At 50.1% G+C, this 13,259-nt stretch carries 11 protein-coding genes; 5 read left to right on the plus strand and 6 right to left on the minus strand.

Features of this window, described 5'->3' with window-relative positions:
- Nucleotides 1-363: 363 nt before the first annotated feature.
- From AC3G2T_RS32475 to AC3G2T_RS32490, 4 genes are all read left to right on the plus strand, one after another.
- Complete coding sequence (locus AC3G2T_RS32475) at nt 364-1,266, plus strand: LysR family transcriptional regulator (protein WP_474686092.1); 903 nt, start codon at nt 364-366, stop codon at nt 1,264-1,266.
- A 29-nt stretch (nt 1,267-1,295) separates the two neighbouring features.
- Entirely contained in the window at nt 1,296-2,102 is an 807-nt protein-coding gene (locus tag AC3G2T_RS32480; protein ID WP_488438091.1) for a histidinol-phosphatase, read from the plus strand.
- A gap of 4 nt (nt 2,103-2,106) precedes the next feature.
- Nucleotides 2,107-2,487 carry a hypothetical protein gene (locus AC3G2T_RS32485; protein ID WP_488438092.1) on the plus strand — a complete coding sequence of 127 codons (381 nt, stop codon included), beginning with the start codon at nt 2,107-2,109 and terminating at the stop codon, nt 2,485-2,487.
- Nucleotides 2,488-2,777: 290 nt separating this feature from the next.
- Nucleotides 2,778-3,596, plus strand: a complete 819-nt coding sequence (locus AC3G2T_RS32490; RefSeq protein ID WP_488438093.1) for an ADP-ribosylglycohydrolase family protein — start codon at nt 2,778-2,780, stop codon at nt 3,594-3,596.
- Here AC3G2T_RS32490 and AC3G2T_RS32495 read toward each other — a convergent pair.
- The 6 genes from AC3G2T_RS32495 to AC3G2T_RS32520 form a co-directional block, all read right to left on the minus strand.
- Nucleotides 3,546-4,235 (minus strand): hypothetical protein, encoded by a 690-nt coding sequence (locus AC3G2T_RS32495; protein WP_488438094.1) that lies wholly within the window; start codon nt 4,233-4,235, stop codon nt 3,546-3,548. The genes AC3G2T_RS32490 and AC3G2T_RS32495 overlap by 51 nt on opposite strands.
- A gap of 53 nt (nt 4,236-4,288) precedes the next feature.
- Nucleotides 4,289-4,501: a hypothetical protein gene (locus tag AC3G2T_RS32500; RefSeq protein WP_488438095.1), complete on the minus strand. Its 213-nt coding sequence runs from the start codon at nt 4,499-4,501 to the stop codon at nt 4,289-4,291.
- A 113-nt stretch (nt 4,502-4,614) separates the two neighbouring features.
- Complete coding sequence (locus AC3G2T_RS32505) at nt 4,615-6,936, minus strand: bifunctional diguanylate cyclase/phosphodiesterase (RefSeq protein WP_488438096.1); 2,322 nt, start codon at nt 6,934-6,936, stop codon at nt 4,615-4,617.
- A 159-nt stretch (nt 6,937-7,095) separates the two neighbouring features.
- Nucleotides 7,096-8,673 (minus strand): extracellular solute-binding protein, encoded by a 1,578-nt coding sequence (locus tag AC3G2T_RS32510; RefSeq protein ID WP_488438097.1) that lies wholly within the window; start codon nt 8,671-8,673, stop codon nt 7,096-7,098.
- Nucleotides 8,674-8,736: 63 nt separating this feature from the next.
- Nucleotides 8,737-9,627: a carbohydrate ABC transporter permease gene (locus AC3G2T_RS32515; protein WP_474686081.1), complete on the minus strand. Its 891-nt coding sequence runs from the start codon at nt 9,625-9,627 to the stop codon at nt 8,737-8,739.
- 12 nt (nt 9,628-9,639) lie between these two features.
- On the minus strand, nt 9,640-10,563 hold the full coding sequence (locus tag AC3G2T_RS32520) for an ABC transporter permease (RefSeq protein ID WP_474686079.1): 924 nt from the start codon (nt 10,561-10,563) through the stop codon (nt 9,640-9,642).
- Nucleotides 10,564-10,837: 274 nt separating this feature from the next.
- Here AC3G2T_RS32520 and AC3G2T_RS32525 point away from each other — a divergent pair, with 274 nt between their 5' ends.
- On the plus strand, nt 10,838-13,120 hold the full coding sequence (locus AC3G2T_RS32525) for a helix-turn-helix domain-containing protein (protein WP_488438098.1): 2,283 nt from the start codon (nt 10,838-10,840) through the stop codon (nt 13,118-13,120).
- Nucleotides 13,121-13,259: the final 139 nt, after the last annotated feature.

The raw sequence follows: 13,259 nt of genomic DNA on the forward strand, positions 1-13,259 counted from the left end.
AGCTCCTTCTTTACCACATAAGAATGTTTAAGTTCTTTACAGCGCTAAAGCGCGTAGAACAGCATTCTTATTGGCGAATAAACCTACCTCTGAACGCGGTCGCTCATCTTCGAAAAGACCTCGGTAGAGGTTTATCTCATGTACGTCATTTTATATATAAATTATTATATTCAAATTTGAGTATTTTGCAATGAAAATTACCCGCTCTTAGCATTGTCCCATTTCCCAATATTCCCCTATCGGATACAGAAGCATTGCCGACACATCGCTCATGACTTATAATGAGGTTAGAAAAGGTTTTTATTCCCTTTACAATTTCGATAAATTTTATTTGTATCCTAACATGAAGAAGGAGGTGTGCGCATGAATATGAACCAGTTGGAAACGCTGCTCACTATCTCCAAAACGATGAGCTTTCGGAAAGCCGGAGAAATTCTTAACTTGACGCAACCTGCCGTATCCGCACAGATCAAAAGCCTTGAAGATGAATTCGGCACCGTGTTGATCGATCGCAACCAGCCTGTAACCTTGACCGACAGCGGCAAACTGTTCCTTGAACACGCCGAAAAAATATTGCGGATCGCAGGCGACCTGAAGCAGCGCTTGGCCGACCTCAACCAGACCCCTCAAGGCCATATTCATATCGGCACAACGACTTCGATCGCCATGCAAATTCTTCCCCGGGTACTGTCTTACTTCCAGGATCAGTTTCCGCTCATCAAAACGACGATTCATTCCACGACTTCTTCGCAAATTATGAACAGCGTGGAAAATGGCCAGATTGATATCGGGATCACTTATTTGTTTGAAAAAAATCAGTCTTTGGAGACGTCCGTGCTTTACTATGACACGTTCGAGCTGATCGTTTCTTCCCAGCACCCGCTCAGCCGTTTCTCTCATTTATCGATCGAAAAGCTGCGCAACATTCCGTTTATCATGCTTTCGCCGGAAACGGCCGGACGCCGGTTTGTCGATCAGGTTTTCAAATCGTACGACGTTTCTCCCCATATTGTAATGGAGCTGTCCAGCAGCGAGGAAGTGAAACGAATGGTCGAATTGAACCTCGGCGTCGCGATCATCTCCAAGCTTTCGGTCACCGACGAGCTTCGCCACGGCACATTGAAAATGCTCAAGGTCAATGAACTGGATATTACGCACCCCGTAGGTGTAGTATATAAATCAGGTCGTTATTTAAGCTCTGCCATGCAGCAGTTTTTACGGGATTTGAAAGGCATGCCGGAAACGCAGTTTCTCGGCTCGGAATAAGGATTACGCTTATGAGGAGGGGGAGCCCCATGAAATTTGATCTACATACGCACCACGATCGCTGCGGTCATGCGCAGGGTGAAATTCGGGATTATATTGAAGCGGCCATCGCAGGAGGGTTGTCGGTGATCGGAATTTCCGACCATTCTCCCTATTTCGGCAGTCCGGAAGATCATGCACAGCCGCAAATCGCTATGGCCAAAAGCGAATTCCCCCGCTATATCGAGGAAGTGCTGCAGTTGAAACAGGAATATGCCGGACGAATCGATGTCCTGCTCGGCGTGGAATCGGACTTCTTTCCCGAACATGCCGAAACGTACAAGAAAGAGTATGCGAAATATTCGTTCGATTACATTATCGGATCCGTGCATTTGTCCGGCGGGGTGAGCATCTTCAACCGCAACCGCTGGAAAGGATTGAACGAACAGAAGAAAATCGAGCACAAAGAGGAATACTACCGCCTCATTCAGGAATCCGCCCGCGCCGGAATGTTCCACATTCTCGGACATATCGATGCGATGAAGGGATTCTATCCCGCTTTTTCCGACATTGCGACGCCTAAAGTCAATGAAACGCTGCAAGTGATCGGCGAATGCGGCGTTGCGATTGAGATCAACACGTCAGGCAAAACCAAAGACGTAGGCGGCTGGTACCCGTCCGACGAAATCCTCGAACGTGCGCTCCATTACGGCGTCGAAGTAACGTTCGGCTCCGATGCCCACATCCCGAGCCGCGTCGGCGATGAGTGGGAGCTCGTGCAAGCCAAGCTGAAGGAAATCGGCTTTAAACATTGGGTATATTTTAAAGAGCAGCAGAAGCAGGTCGTTCAGTTGTAGCCATTTGCGAAAGCATGGATGGCAAAGGCTTACCTCTGGCAAAAGCCTGCCTCGCGCTTCGCGGGCGAAAATCGCCCTCTATTGTGGTCTTTTGGGCCAGGTAGAGGGCGATTGCTATTTGCCGCATCCCGCGGGGCGGTTACGCGGCGTGCGGCGTGCGGCAAGCCAGGCGGCGAGGCGGCATGACGGAGCGCAGCGGGGCGACGGTGGTTACGCGACATGCGGCGTGCGGCGGGGCGTCCAAGGCACGGCGGTTACGCGGCATGCGGGGCCGTCCGGGCGCGGCGGGGCCTGGGTGAGGCGGTTACACGGCGTGCGGGGCGGCGGGGCTGCCCGGGCGCGGCTCGGGCGCGGCAAGCCGGACGGCACTGCGGCAGGGGCCTAGCGGTACCTTAGCAAGCAGGGTCGACGCGGCCAGGGGCGTGGAGGTATCTCGGCAAGCGGCGGTTCCGCAGCAAGCTGGGTGGCGGCCCTGCGGGCGCGAGGCTGGCTCCAAAAGCGTGCGAATCCCGCGCTTGCGTTGCTGCGCTGCATGGCGGCATTCCCCCCCATTTGGGGCAGCCCTAATCCGGTAATGCAAGTTCAGGTTGCTTGGCTGTTTTAGATGAAGACGGGCTTGTCCATTTCCAAGTATGTGCCGTGGTGGATTGAGTTGGACTTTGGTTGAGGTGAGTTATGTTAGGTGCGGTAATCGGAGATGTAATTGGATCTGTTTTTGAATGGCATAACACCAAAACTACGGACTTTAAACTATATGACAGGTTTACGAGATTTACCGATGATACTGTTTTAACAGTAGCCATAGCCGACGCTGTCCTTAGCAGGAAAAAGCATCCAGTTAAGCTTGTAGATTATTGGGCAAGCAAAAAGCTGTATGCAAATAAACTGCGGCAGTACGCAAGATGGTATCCTCATGTCGGGTATGGTCAAAAGTTTGAAGAGTGGTCTGCAAGCAACCGTTCCAAACCGTACGGAAGCTATGGAAACGGGTCGGCAATGAGGGTGAGTCCGATTGGATTTGCTTCGAGCACACTGGAAGAAGCATTGATCGAGTCCAGGCGCTCAGCCATTGTAACCCACAATCACAGACACGGTATCATTGGCGCTCAAGCAGCGGCCTGTGCCGTATTTTTGGCGAAAAACAACAAATCGAAAAGTGAAATTCAATCGTCCATCCAACGTAGATTCAAATACAATTTGGAACAAAAGCTGGACGACATCCGGCCTCACTACTCTTTTGATCCAAGCTGTCAGGGCTCTGTCCCGCAAGCGATAATTGCTTTTTTGGAATCGGTCGACTTTGAAGATGCGATCAGAAAAGCTATATCCATCGGCGGGGACAGCGACACGATAGCGTGCATTACCGGCGGCATTGCGCATGCCTACTACAAGAAAATACCGCATGATATGATATCGGAAGTAATGCTTAAACTCGATCTCAAACTAAGACAAATAATCGGACATTTCCATAACAAGTACAACATTCCGGTATAGCAGGAGTACAGGCTTCGCCTCTTCGGTAGCAACTAGTGATTTTATCGCGTATAGTTGGGGAGAAAAGATTTCAAGACGGCACAAGCGCAGACGTTTGCGAGGCGGCCGGGTGCCGCAAAACTGCAAATTTGCAGGCTTTTGCGCCGGAAACGGTTCGTTTGAAGGAAAAGCCTGCATTTGTGCAGGAATTTCCGCTCTTAGCGGGGTTGAGATTGAATTTAGGCGAAAAAAACTGCAGATTTGCAGGAATTTTTCCCGGCAAGCGATTTTAGGTGCAAAAAGATGTACTTTTGCAGGTTTTTGCGCATGATGCCGTCCCGCGGGCGTGCTTGCGAAGCGGCCGGGTGCCCGCAAAACTGCAAAAGTGCAGGCTTTTGCGCCGGAAACGGTTCGTTTGAAGGAAAAGCCTGCATTTGTGCAGGAATCCGCTCTTGGTGGGGTTGAGATTGAATTTGGGCGAAAAAAACTGCAAATTTGCAGGAATTTTTCCCGGCAAGCGGTTTTAGGTGCAAAAAGATGTACTTTTGCAGGTTTTTGCGCGCGGTGCTGTCCCGCGGCGCTTGCGAAGCGGCCGGGCGGGTTTGCCGCCCAGCAAGCGTGCAGAGCAGCTGCGCCTTCAGCCGCGGCGGCTGCTCGCATGCTGCAGCTCCGCCCTCGGTCGCGGCGGCTGCTCGCATGCTGCAGCTGCGCCTTCAGCCGCGGCGGCTGCTCGCATGCTGCAGCTCCGCCCTCAGCCGCGGCGGCTGCTCGCATGCTGCAGCTCCGCCTTCAGCCGCGGCGGCTGCTCGCATGCTGCAGTTGCGCCCTCGGTCGCGCCGGCTGCTCGCATGCTGCAGCTCCGCCTTCAGCCGCGGCGGCAGCTCGCATGCTGCAGCTCCGCCCTCAGCTGCGGCGGCTGCTCGCATGCTGCAGCTCCGCCCTCGGTCGCGGCGGCTGCTCGCATGCTGCAGCTCCGCCCTCGGCTGCGGCGCGCGTGCAGCCGCCGGCCAAAAAAACCGTCCGTACTTACGGACGGTTTTTACTCTTGCGGCCCGTCCGGCCTGGCGGCGGGCGCTTCGAGGAAGGACAGCTTGGCCTGCAAGCTGTCCTGCAGCACTTGCACGGCCTGCTCCGCCTTCATGGGGCGGAAAAAGTAATACCCTTGAATCTGGCTGCAGCCGCTGGCTACAAGGAAACTTGCTTGCTCTTCGGTTTCTACGCCTTCGGCGATAATTTCCAGTTCGAAAGATCTGGCGACGGAGATGATCGCCCTGATCATCGCCTGGTCTTTGTTGTCCGAATGAACGCCGCGGACAAATGATTGATCCAGCTTGATTTTGGTCACCGGAAACCGCTTCAAGTAGCTGAGCGACGAGTACTGCGTCCCAAAATCGTCGACCGAGATAGCTACGCCCAAATTGCGCAGCTCGCGCAGCACGTCAAGCTGTTCGTCCTGCATGGCCACATTTTCGGTAATTTCCATTTCCAAATACTGCGCATCCAGGCCCGTTTCCCGTAAAATCCGGCGCACTTTATCGACCAGCTTGTCGTCATGCAGCTGACGCACCGACAGGTTGACCGAAATCGATAGCGGCCGCTCGAATATCCGGTGCCATGCTTTCATTTGCGCGCAAGCTTCCCGCAGCACCCATTCGCCGATAGGCACGATCAGGCCGGTCTCTTCGGCCAGCGGAATAAATTGCGCCGGAGATATGCCGCCTTTGGTCGTATGGTTCCAGCGGAGCAGCGCTTCCACTCCGCTGATTTCCCCTTTCAGGCAGTCCACTTGCGGCTGGTAGACGACTTCCAGCTCCCCCCGTTCCATCGCCTCCCGCAGATGGTTCCCCATCTCCAGCTTGAACAGCGAATTCGTTTCCATCTGCCTGTTGAAAAACCGGTAGGTGCTTCCGCTCTCTTTTTTTGCCATATACATGGCGCTGTCGGCGTTTTTCAGCAGCTCTTCGCTCGTCGTGCCGCCACTCGGATATTGCGCGATGCCGATGCTCGTATTGACGAAGAACATTTTGTCGGATATGTGAAAAGGCGCTTTGAGCAATTCCAGCAGATGCTCGCTAAGACGCTGCAGCTCCTGCTCCTGATACGGCTCGGAAAACAGCATCGCGAACTCGTCCCCGCCGAACCGTGCGAATGAGCGATAGGGCAGCTCTTCTTTTAAAATGCGGTTTACCAATTGCTGCAGAAGCACATCCCCCGTAAGATGGCCGTGGGAGTCATTTACGATTTTAAAGTTGTCGAGATCGAAAAACAGGATGCTGACCGAGGCATCATCCTTTTCGGCGCGTTCGATCATTTCCTTCAGGATCGACTGAAAATACGTTCTGTTCGAGAGGCCCGTCAGCACGTCATGATAAGCCAAATACGTCAGCTGCTGCTCGGATTCCTGAAGCAGGCTGGTGTACTGCTGAAGCTCCTGTTCCCCGGCCAGCAATTCCTCGTTCACGGCCGTCAAATTTTCATTGGCATGCCGCAGCTCCTGCGTACGCACCTCTACCATGCCGCTGAGCTTGCTGCGCTGCCTCGCAATGTATAAATAGAACAGCAAGCCCATCAGCAAAATGCTCAAATAAGCGGCGCGAATGAGCGTAATTTGTTCGGCGATGCGATGCGTGCCGCTTGCCTGAGGCAGCGCTCCAAGCTCCCATACATTGTCGGAAAACACGATTGTCGCAACCATCGGCTGCTTCTGAAAAATTTGGTCGTCGCCATAAAACGCAAGAAATCCGTTACTGCGAATAGCTATTTCCATATCTCCGTTTTTCCCGCCGCCGATTCCAGCTTCCTGCAGCATGTTGTCCACGTCCAGGCCAACGGACACCAGTCCCCAAAAAACTCCGTCCCGAAAGATCGCTTCCCGCGCAATCAGACCGTTATTTCCCTGTACAAGCTTGAACGGTCCGTCCAGCGTCATTTTTTTCGTTTGCAGAGCCCGCTTGATTTGCATCTGGACGTTCTCGCGCGGATCTTTCAGCAAACTCCAATTAACAAAACTTTCATTTCCGCTCACAGGATACACATACCTGGCAATTCCATCCGGGGCGATAATTAAATTTAGGGCCGAGCTTTTCACCTCGCCGTAAAGGGAAGATAAAAAATATTGTACCTCGCTATCGTTCCTATTTTGCAAATAGCCCGATTTGACGTAAGCCTCCAGCGCCCCCATCAAGTTCACATTCCGGTCTATAGCCGACTTCAGCGCATTGGCCCGGGTGTTCAACTGCGACTGCTCGGAAATTTGCAATTCGTGCATCAAAGAAGACTGGTAGTCTTTAAGCACATTTTCGATACAAAAAATTAAAACGACGAATATGAGAATGACCGCAAAAAAATGAAATCTTTTCATCACTGCTTACCCCTGCATCTTAGTTCTGATGTACTATTTCCATTCAGCGGTGTCAAATTCCTTTGTTTTTTGTAGACTTATGCAGAAAAAAATGACAGAGGCGCGCAAGCAACTGTCATACAGGATGACAATCGGCTGCGCGCCCCTAAGCGTTCCGAACTATTTAATTCCTTGGTTTTTCACGTATTCCAGCCATTGTTTTTTGTATTCCGCCTGGATTTTATCCAAGCCGGCCGCTTTCGCTTTTTCCATAAATGTTTTGAGTCCGCCTTCTACATCCGCTACAAGGCCCGCTTCCAAAGGATACAGGTATTGCTTCTCAACTTGCTCCAAAGCGGCTTTCTCCGCCTGATAGCTGGTGTAGTCTTCGGCAAAGCCGGTAAACTTGTCAGGAGACTGGATTTTGTCCAACTCTTGGAAAATCTTTTTAACGCCGTCGTAGCCTTTGTCAAACAACATGTACTCCGGATTTCTCCAAGCCCAGCTTTGCATGCCTTCTCTTGGGAAGCCGTTGCTGTTCGCATCGCCGATCATCGTGTAGTAACCGTTTTCGACCTTGTAGTTCTTGTTTTCAATACCATACTGCGTCAACAGATTGTACGATTTATCAGTAACCAATTTTTCGTAGAAAGCAAGCGCTCTCTCCGGATTTTTGCTACTTTTCGGAATCGCAAAACCGTTGTGGATCGGATGCACCGGCTCTGCATGTCCTTTGATCAGAGGAGCCGGGTAGTATTCGATTTGCCAATCCGGATGGGCGGCAGCGATTTTAATCTTCTGATCGTTATAACGGCTCGGATTGTCGCCCAAGTTGGCTGCGGCCTTGCCGTTGGTGATCAGGTCTGTCATCGAATCCTTCACGTTCAGGACGTTTTTCGTCATGTAACCGTTGTCTTGCCATCTTTTGTAAGTTTGCAGCTCTTTCAAGTGTTCAGGCGAACCCCAGTAAGAAGTGACTTCCATAGGGTTTTTATAAGGAATTTGAAGACCGTAAGGAACCGCTCCGATCGGATCGATCGTCAAGTTTTTGTACAAATCGGACAGGTTTTGCCTCACGTCGCTGTTTGCCGCCAGAGGCGTAATGTCCGGCACGTTTTTCTTGATGCCGTCCAGGTAAGCTTCAAAGTTGGCCAGCGAGTCCGGCTTCGGCAAATTAAATTTCGCACGGAGATCTTCGCGCCATATAAAGCCTGTTGTCACGTACTCTTTGTATGTGGCGGGAACGGTGTAAATTTTTCCGTCGATTTTAACGGCATCCCACATATCTTTCGGCACGAAGCTGTTCAATTTGGGAGCTGCTTTAGGAAGCAGGTCGTCCAGCGGCAGGAACGCTCCTTTTTTCGCATAGGCTTGATACTGTGTCCATTCGGCTGTGAAAATCAGGTCGATCGGCTGGCCGGATGACAGGAGCAGCTTGTATTTTTGATCCCAGTCGGTCCACGTCGTGAAATTAAATTTGACAGTCGCGTTCAAGTCCTTGAGCGCCATTTTGTTGATTTCTTCTTCGATAACCGGAAGATCCTTAGGAGCAGGGCCTAACATATAAAACTGCAATTCGACTTTCTTCGAAGTATCCAGTCCTGTCGACCCCGCGGCTGCGGAAGACGCAGGCGATGCCTGACCTCCTGCCGCCGGGCTGGCTGCGGGTGCGGTAGAGCTGCTGCAGCCGGCAACGACGGAGCCTGCAAGTGCCAGCGCCAGCGATGCGCTGTACATTTTTTTTGTTTTGCTTTTCATGCAAATCCTCCCTTTTTATTATGAATGATATATGTTAGCTGACGGATCGAATCCGGTTCAGTTCTAACCTTTGACAGCGCCAATCGTTAATCCTTTGACGAAAAACCTTTGCACGAACGGATACAAAAAGAGGATCGGACCGGTAACAATCATCGCCATGGCGAGCTTGGTGGATTCCGTAGGAATTTCCTGCCCGAACGACACCCCGGTGCTTGTGCCCAGCTGCGAAACGGCTGAAGCGGTATTAATGATGTCGTACAGGAAATACTGCAGCTCATATTTATTCGGGTCGTTGATGAACAGGGAAGTCGAGAACCAGCCGTTCCAATATTGCAATGCCAGGAACAAGCCTACTGTCGCGATACCTGGCATCGCCAGCGGCAGCACCACGCGGTAATAGATCGTAAAATCGTTGGCTCCGTCGATCTTCGATGACTCCGTAAGCTCGTCGGGAACCGCCGATTTAATGAAGCTTCTCATTAATATGATCAGGAATGGCGTCATCAACCCCGGGAAGATGAGCGCCGCGAAACTATCGGTCAGCTGCAAATATTTGGTTATCATAATGTACCAAGGCACAAGCCCTCCGCCAAACAGCGTTGTAAAATAGATGTAGAAGGACAGCTGGTTGCGGTATTTGAAATCTTTTCTCTGCAGCACGTATCCGGCCATCGTCATCATGAACAGTCCTAGCGTTGTTCCGACAACCGTAACGAAGATCGTTACCCCGTAAGCCTTCAATATTTTTTGCGGAAACGTCAGTACGGCATCATACGCTGCCAGCGAGTACACCTTCGGGATCAAATGATAGCCGTCACGGACAATCGATTCGTTATCCGTGAACGACCCCGACAGCAGCAGAAGAAACGGAAAGATACAGATGATCGAAAGGCCGATAATAATCAAATATGCGATGATATTGAACAACGTAGAATCAATAGTCTTGATTTTCAATGCGGCCACCTCCTAGAAAAGCGCGTATTCTTCGTTCGATTTTTTAATGAAGTAGTTTACCGTCATGATCAAAACAAATCCGAACAAGGATTGGAACAATCCGGCCGAAGTCGCCATGCCGATGTCGAACGTCACTTTAAGCGAACGGAATACGTAAGTATCCAGAATGTCCGTCGTATTGTACAAAATCCCGTTGTTGCCGATGAGCTGATAGAACAGGTCGAACTGGCCTTTCATAATGCTGCCCAAAGCGAACAGAAGCAAAATAATAAAGGTCGGCTTCAGCATCGGCAGCGTAATGTACCAGATTCTCTGGAAGATGTTCGCGCCGTCGATTTTCGCGGCTTCATAGTATTCGTCGCTGATCCCCGTAATGGAAGCGAGATAAATGACCATCGTGTAGCCCAAGTTTTTCCATACGTAAAAGGCGACCAGCAAGAAGATCCATGCGACAGGCGTATTGTAAATATCGACCGGATTGGAGCCGAGCCCCTTGAGCGTCGTATTCACAAAGCCCGTATCGTAGTTGAACATGTTATAAGCGATCGCATTCAATAATACGAACGAAATGAAGTAAGGCAAAAACATGACGGATTGCGTTATTTTCTTAAACCACTTGCCTCTCATCTCGCTTAACATAATGGAACAGAAAATCGCGGCTACGTTCACAAACACAATGAAAGCAAGATTGTAAGCGACCGTATTTCTCGTCAGTGTCCACAGCGCTCCCGAATTCCAAAGAAATTTGAAATTATCCAGCCCGACAAACGGACTTCCGAACAGCCCCCCGTTGAAATCGAACCGGGTAAAGGCGAAGTAAATACCCACCATCGGCACATATGAATTGATGAAGAAAAACAATAACGTTGGCGCTATCATGAGAAACAAAATTTTGTTTTTGTTTAGCTCGTACAAGAACCCATTCTTTCGCACCATGCTGAAAAGCCTCCCTACTAAGAAAATTTAATTGCGTCGATATCTGCGGGTCATGTTCGAATTATATACGGAACAAATCCGTCAGCGAAACTGAATATATGCGACCAAACATGAATTATTTGCAGATTTGGCGGCTTTTCCGGGTATGCACATTTTAAACATTCATGGATTTTTCGGCTTTTTGGCGCCATTCCCGCCCTTCGGCCCATCCGATTTCCATTGCAAGAGCAAAATAGGTACGATATACTTTTCTACGAGTAAGGGGGGTGGTTACATGAGAGAGCGTACGCAAGACAACAAGAACGTGTACCGCAATATTTTAATCAGCATCATTTTGTGCATCGTCGTTACCTTGCTTGTATCCTCAACGATTCTTTATGTTAATTTCGATAATATCGCGCTCAAGCAGGTGTATGAATCCGACTCGAACAGCCTGATGCAGACCAGTCAGGAAATTTTAAAAGTGACGGAAACTGCTACCTCCCTATCGTTTCAAATTTACCGGGATTTCGTTGTTTCCAAGCTGCTCTTTTATGACAAGCCTGATATTTACGATGTAACCAGCGCTATGGAACAGTTGAACAATTACCGTCTGGCCATGCCTTTCATCGATTCGATCTACGTGTATAACGGCAAATCGGAACTTTTCTACGTAAGCTCCAACAATTTTCAGAGCGGAACCCAAACCAAATCGCAGTTGGGCGATCAAAGCATGGTGGAAATTTTGGACCATTTTCAGGATTACACGCCTTTTCTGCCGATACCCAGGGCGTATAATCCGGGAGTAAACGGGCTGCCGGGAGCTCCGAAGGTCGGCATTTATTCCTATTTGTGCTACGACGCCATCAACATTAACAAAACGCTCAATTCCGCCGTTATCGTTAACATTTCGGAATCTTTTTTCAATAAATATTTGAAAAGCGTGGCGAACAACCGCTCCAGCAAAGAGTTCATCATTAACAAAGACGGCGTGCTGCTGTCCACGGATGGCGACAACCCGATATTGACCAGCTATGCGGATAAAAGCTACATTGCGAAAATTACAGCCGACGCATCGTCACCGGGATATGTTGTCGACACCATTGACGGCGTCAAATCGCTCATTACCTACACGGCGCCGGATTCGCTAGGCTGGCGGTACGTTCGCACGACCCCGTATTCGGTCATCACGCAAGAAATTACGAGCATGAGGACGAAAACGATCTACATCAGCGCAACGATTCTGCTTGCCGGCCTGTTGATTTCTATTTTCACATCGCGCAGACTGTTCGATCCGATCGATAAAGTCATCCGCAAATTGAAAACGCTGGAAATCGAGAAACGCGACAATTTACAAATATTGCGGCAAGATTTCCTGAGAAATATTATTATGGGCAGAGAAGTGTACCATCCCGTCGCGCTGCAGGAAAAATTGCGTTATTTCGGGTCAAAAGTCAACATCGGGCACCCGTCTTTGCTGATTATGGTGAAGATCGATCATTTTGCCGACAATACCGATAAATTTCAGGATCAGTTCAAGCTGCTGCGGTATGCGGTGATGAACATATGTTCGGAAATTGGAGTTTCCGCTAACTTTGAAGCCGAAGGGATCGACATGGGAGACGATCACATTCTGCTGCTGCTCTCCGCGCAGGATTCCAACTTCGTCTGGGATCAAGACGCTTTCACTGATATGCTGCACAAAATGCAAACGTCCATTGCCGCCTATCTCAAGCTGTCGGTTTCCATCACGATCGGCCCGTTGCAGGATAATGCCGGCCAGTGCATCCTTCTTTACAAACAACTGCTGGAAGCTTCGTACCACAGGCTGTTCAGAGGCCGCGGCTGCATCATCCGTTCGGAGGAAGTTATGGGCTACCGGTCCAAAGAATACAAATTCCCCGTGCAAAAGGAAAAACAGCTGGTCGACAGCCTGATGACCGGGGATTCCGCCGAAGCTGAAGCCATTTACGCGGAAATCGTGCGCGAAACCGCCGAATTTCCTTACTCCGTCGTGCAGTTGGCCATATCGCATTTAACGCTGACCGTTAATAACGTGCTTAATACGATCAATAAAAACAACGCAATGTCAATTCCGCTCTATCTCGATACGACGATCGCTTCGCTGAATCAAGTGGAAACGATCGAGGAAATCAACGCGCAGTTTTACCGCTTGTTCGAGCAGCTGCACAAAAAGCTGGATGAAAAAAGAAGCACGAAGCATGTGGAATTGATTAAAAAAATGAACGACATCATCGAGAGAGATTACGCCAATCAGAACCTGTCCCTGAACTCCATAGCCGACGAGCTTGATATGTCGCCTATTTACATCAGCAGGCTGTATAAACAGCATACACTGGTAGCGCTTACGGATGTCATCCAGGACGTGCGGATGAACAAATCGAAAGAACTGCTCATGCACAGTTCCCTCTCGGTGGCGGAAATCGCGGAAAAGACCGGATTTACGAGCGATTCGTACTTTTACAGAAAGTTCAAAAAGTACAACGGCATCACGCCGAACGATTTCCGCCGGCAGCACACGCAATCCGCCGGGATCTCGTCGGAAGACGGTACGTAAAAAAGTTGGACCGCCCTTGAAGGGCGGTCCAACTTTTTTTACCACATAAGAATGTTTAAGTTCTTACAGCGCTAAAGCGCGTAGAACAGCATTCTTATTGGCGAATAAACCTACCTCTAACCGCGGTCGCTCATCTTCG

This window comes from Paenibacillus sp. sgz302191, assembly GCF_057749925.1.

Bases quoted from the DNA above. Each gene is read 5' to 3' on its own strand.
- AC3G2T_RS32480 (WP_488438091.1), top strand. From the start codon at position 1,296: ATGAAATTTGATCTACATACGCACCACGATCGCTGCGGTCATGCGCAG.
- AC3G2T_RS32490 (WP_488438093.1), top strand. From the start codon at position 2,778: ATGTTAGGTGCGGTAATCGGAGATGTAATTGGATCTGTTTTTGAATGG.
- AC3G2T_RS32525 (WP_488438098.1), top strand. From the start codon at position 10,838: ATGAGAGAGCGTACGCAAGACAACAAGAACGTGTACCGCAATATTTTA.
- AC3G2T_RS32510 (WP_488438097.1), bottom strand. From the start codon at position 8,673: ATGAAAAGCAAAACAAAAAAAATGTACAGCGCATCGCTGGCGCTGGCA.
- AC3G2T_RS32520 (WP_474686079.1), bottom strand. From the start codon at position 10,563: ATGGTGCGAAAGAATGGGTTCTTGTACGAGCTAAACAAAAACAAAATT.
- AC3G2T_RS32500 (WP_488438095.1), bottom strand. From the start codon at position 4,501: ATGCGAGCAGCCGCCGCAGCTGAGGGCGGAGCTGCAGCATGCGAGCTG.
- AC3G2T_RS32495 (WP_488438094.1), bottom strand. From the start codon at position 4,235: ATGCGAGCAGCCGCCGCGGCTGAAGGCGCAGCTGCTCTGCACGCTTGC.
- AC3G2T_RS32505 (WP_488438096.1), bottom strand. From the start codon at position 6,936: ATGAAAAGATTTCATTTTTTTGCGGTCATTCTCATATTCGTCGTTTTA.
- AC3G2T_RS32475 (WP_474686092.1), top strand. From the start codon at position 364: ATGAATATGAACCAGTTGGAAACGCTGCTCACTATCTCCAAAACGATG.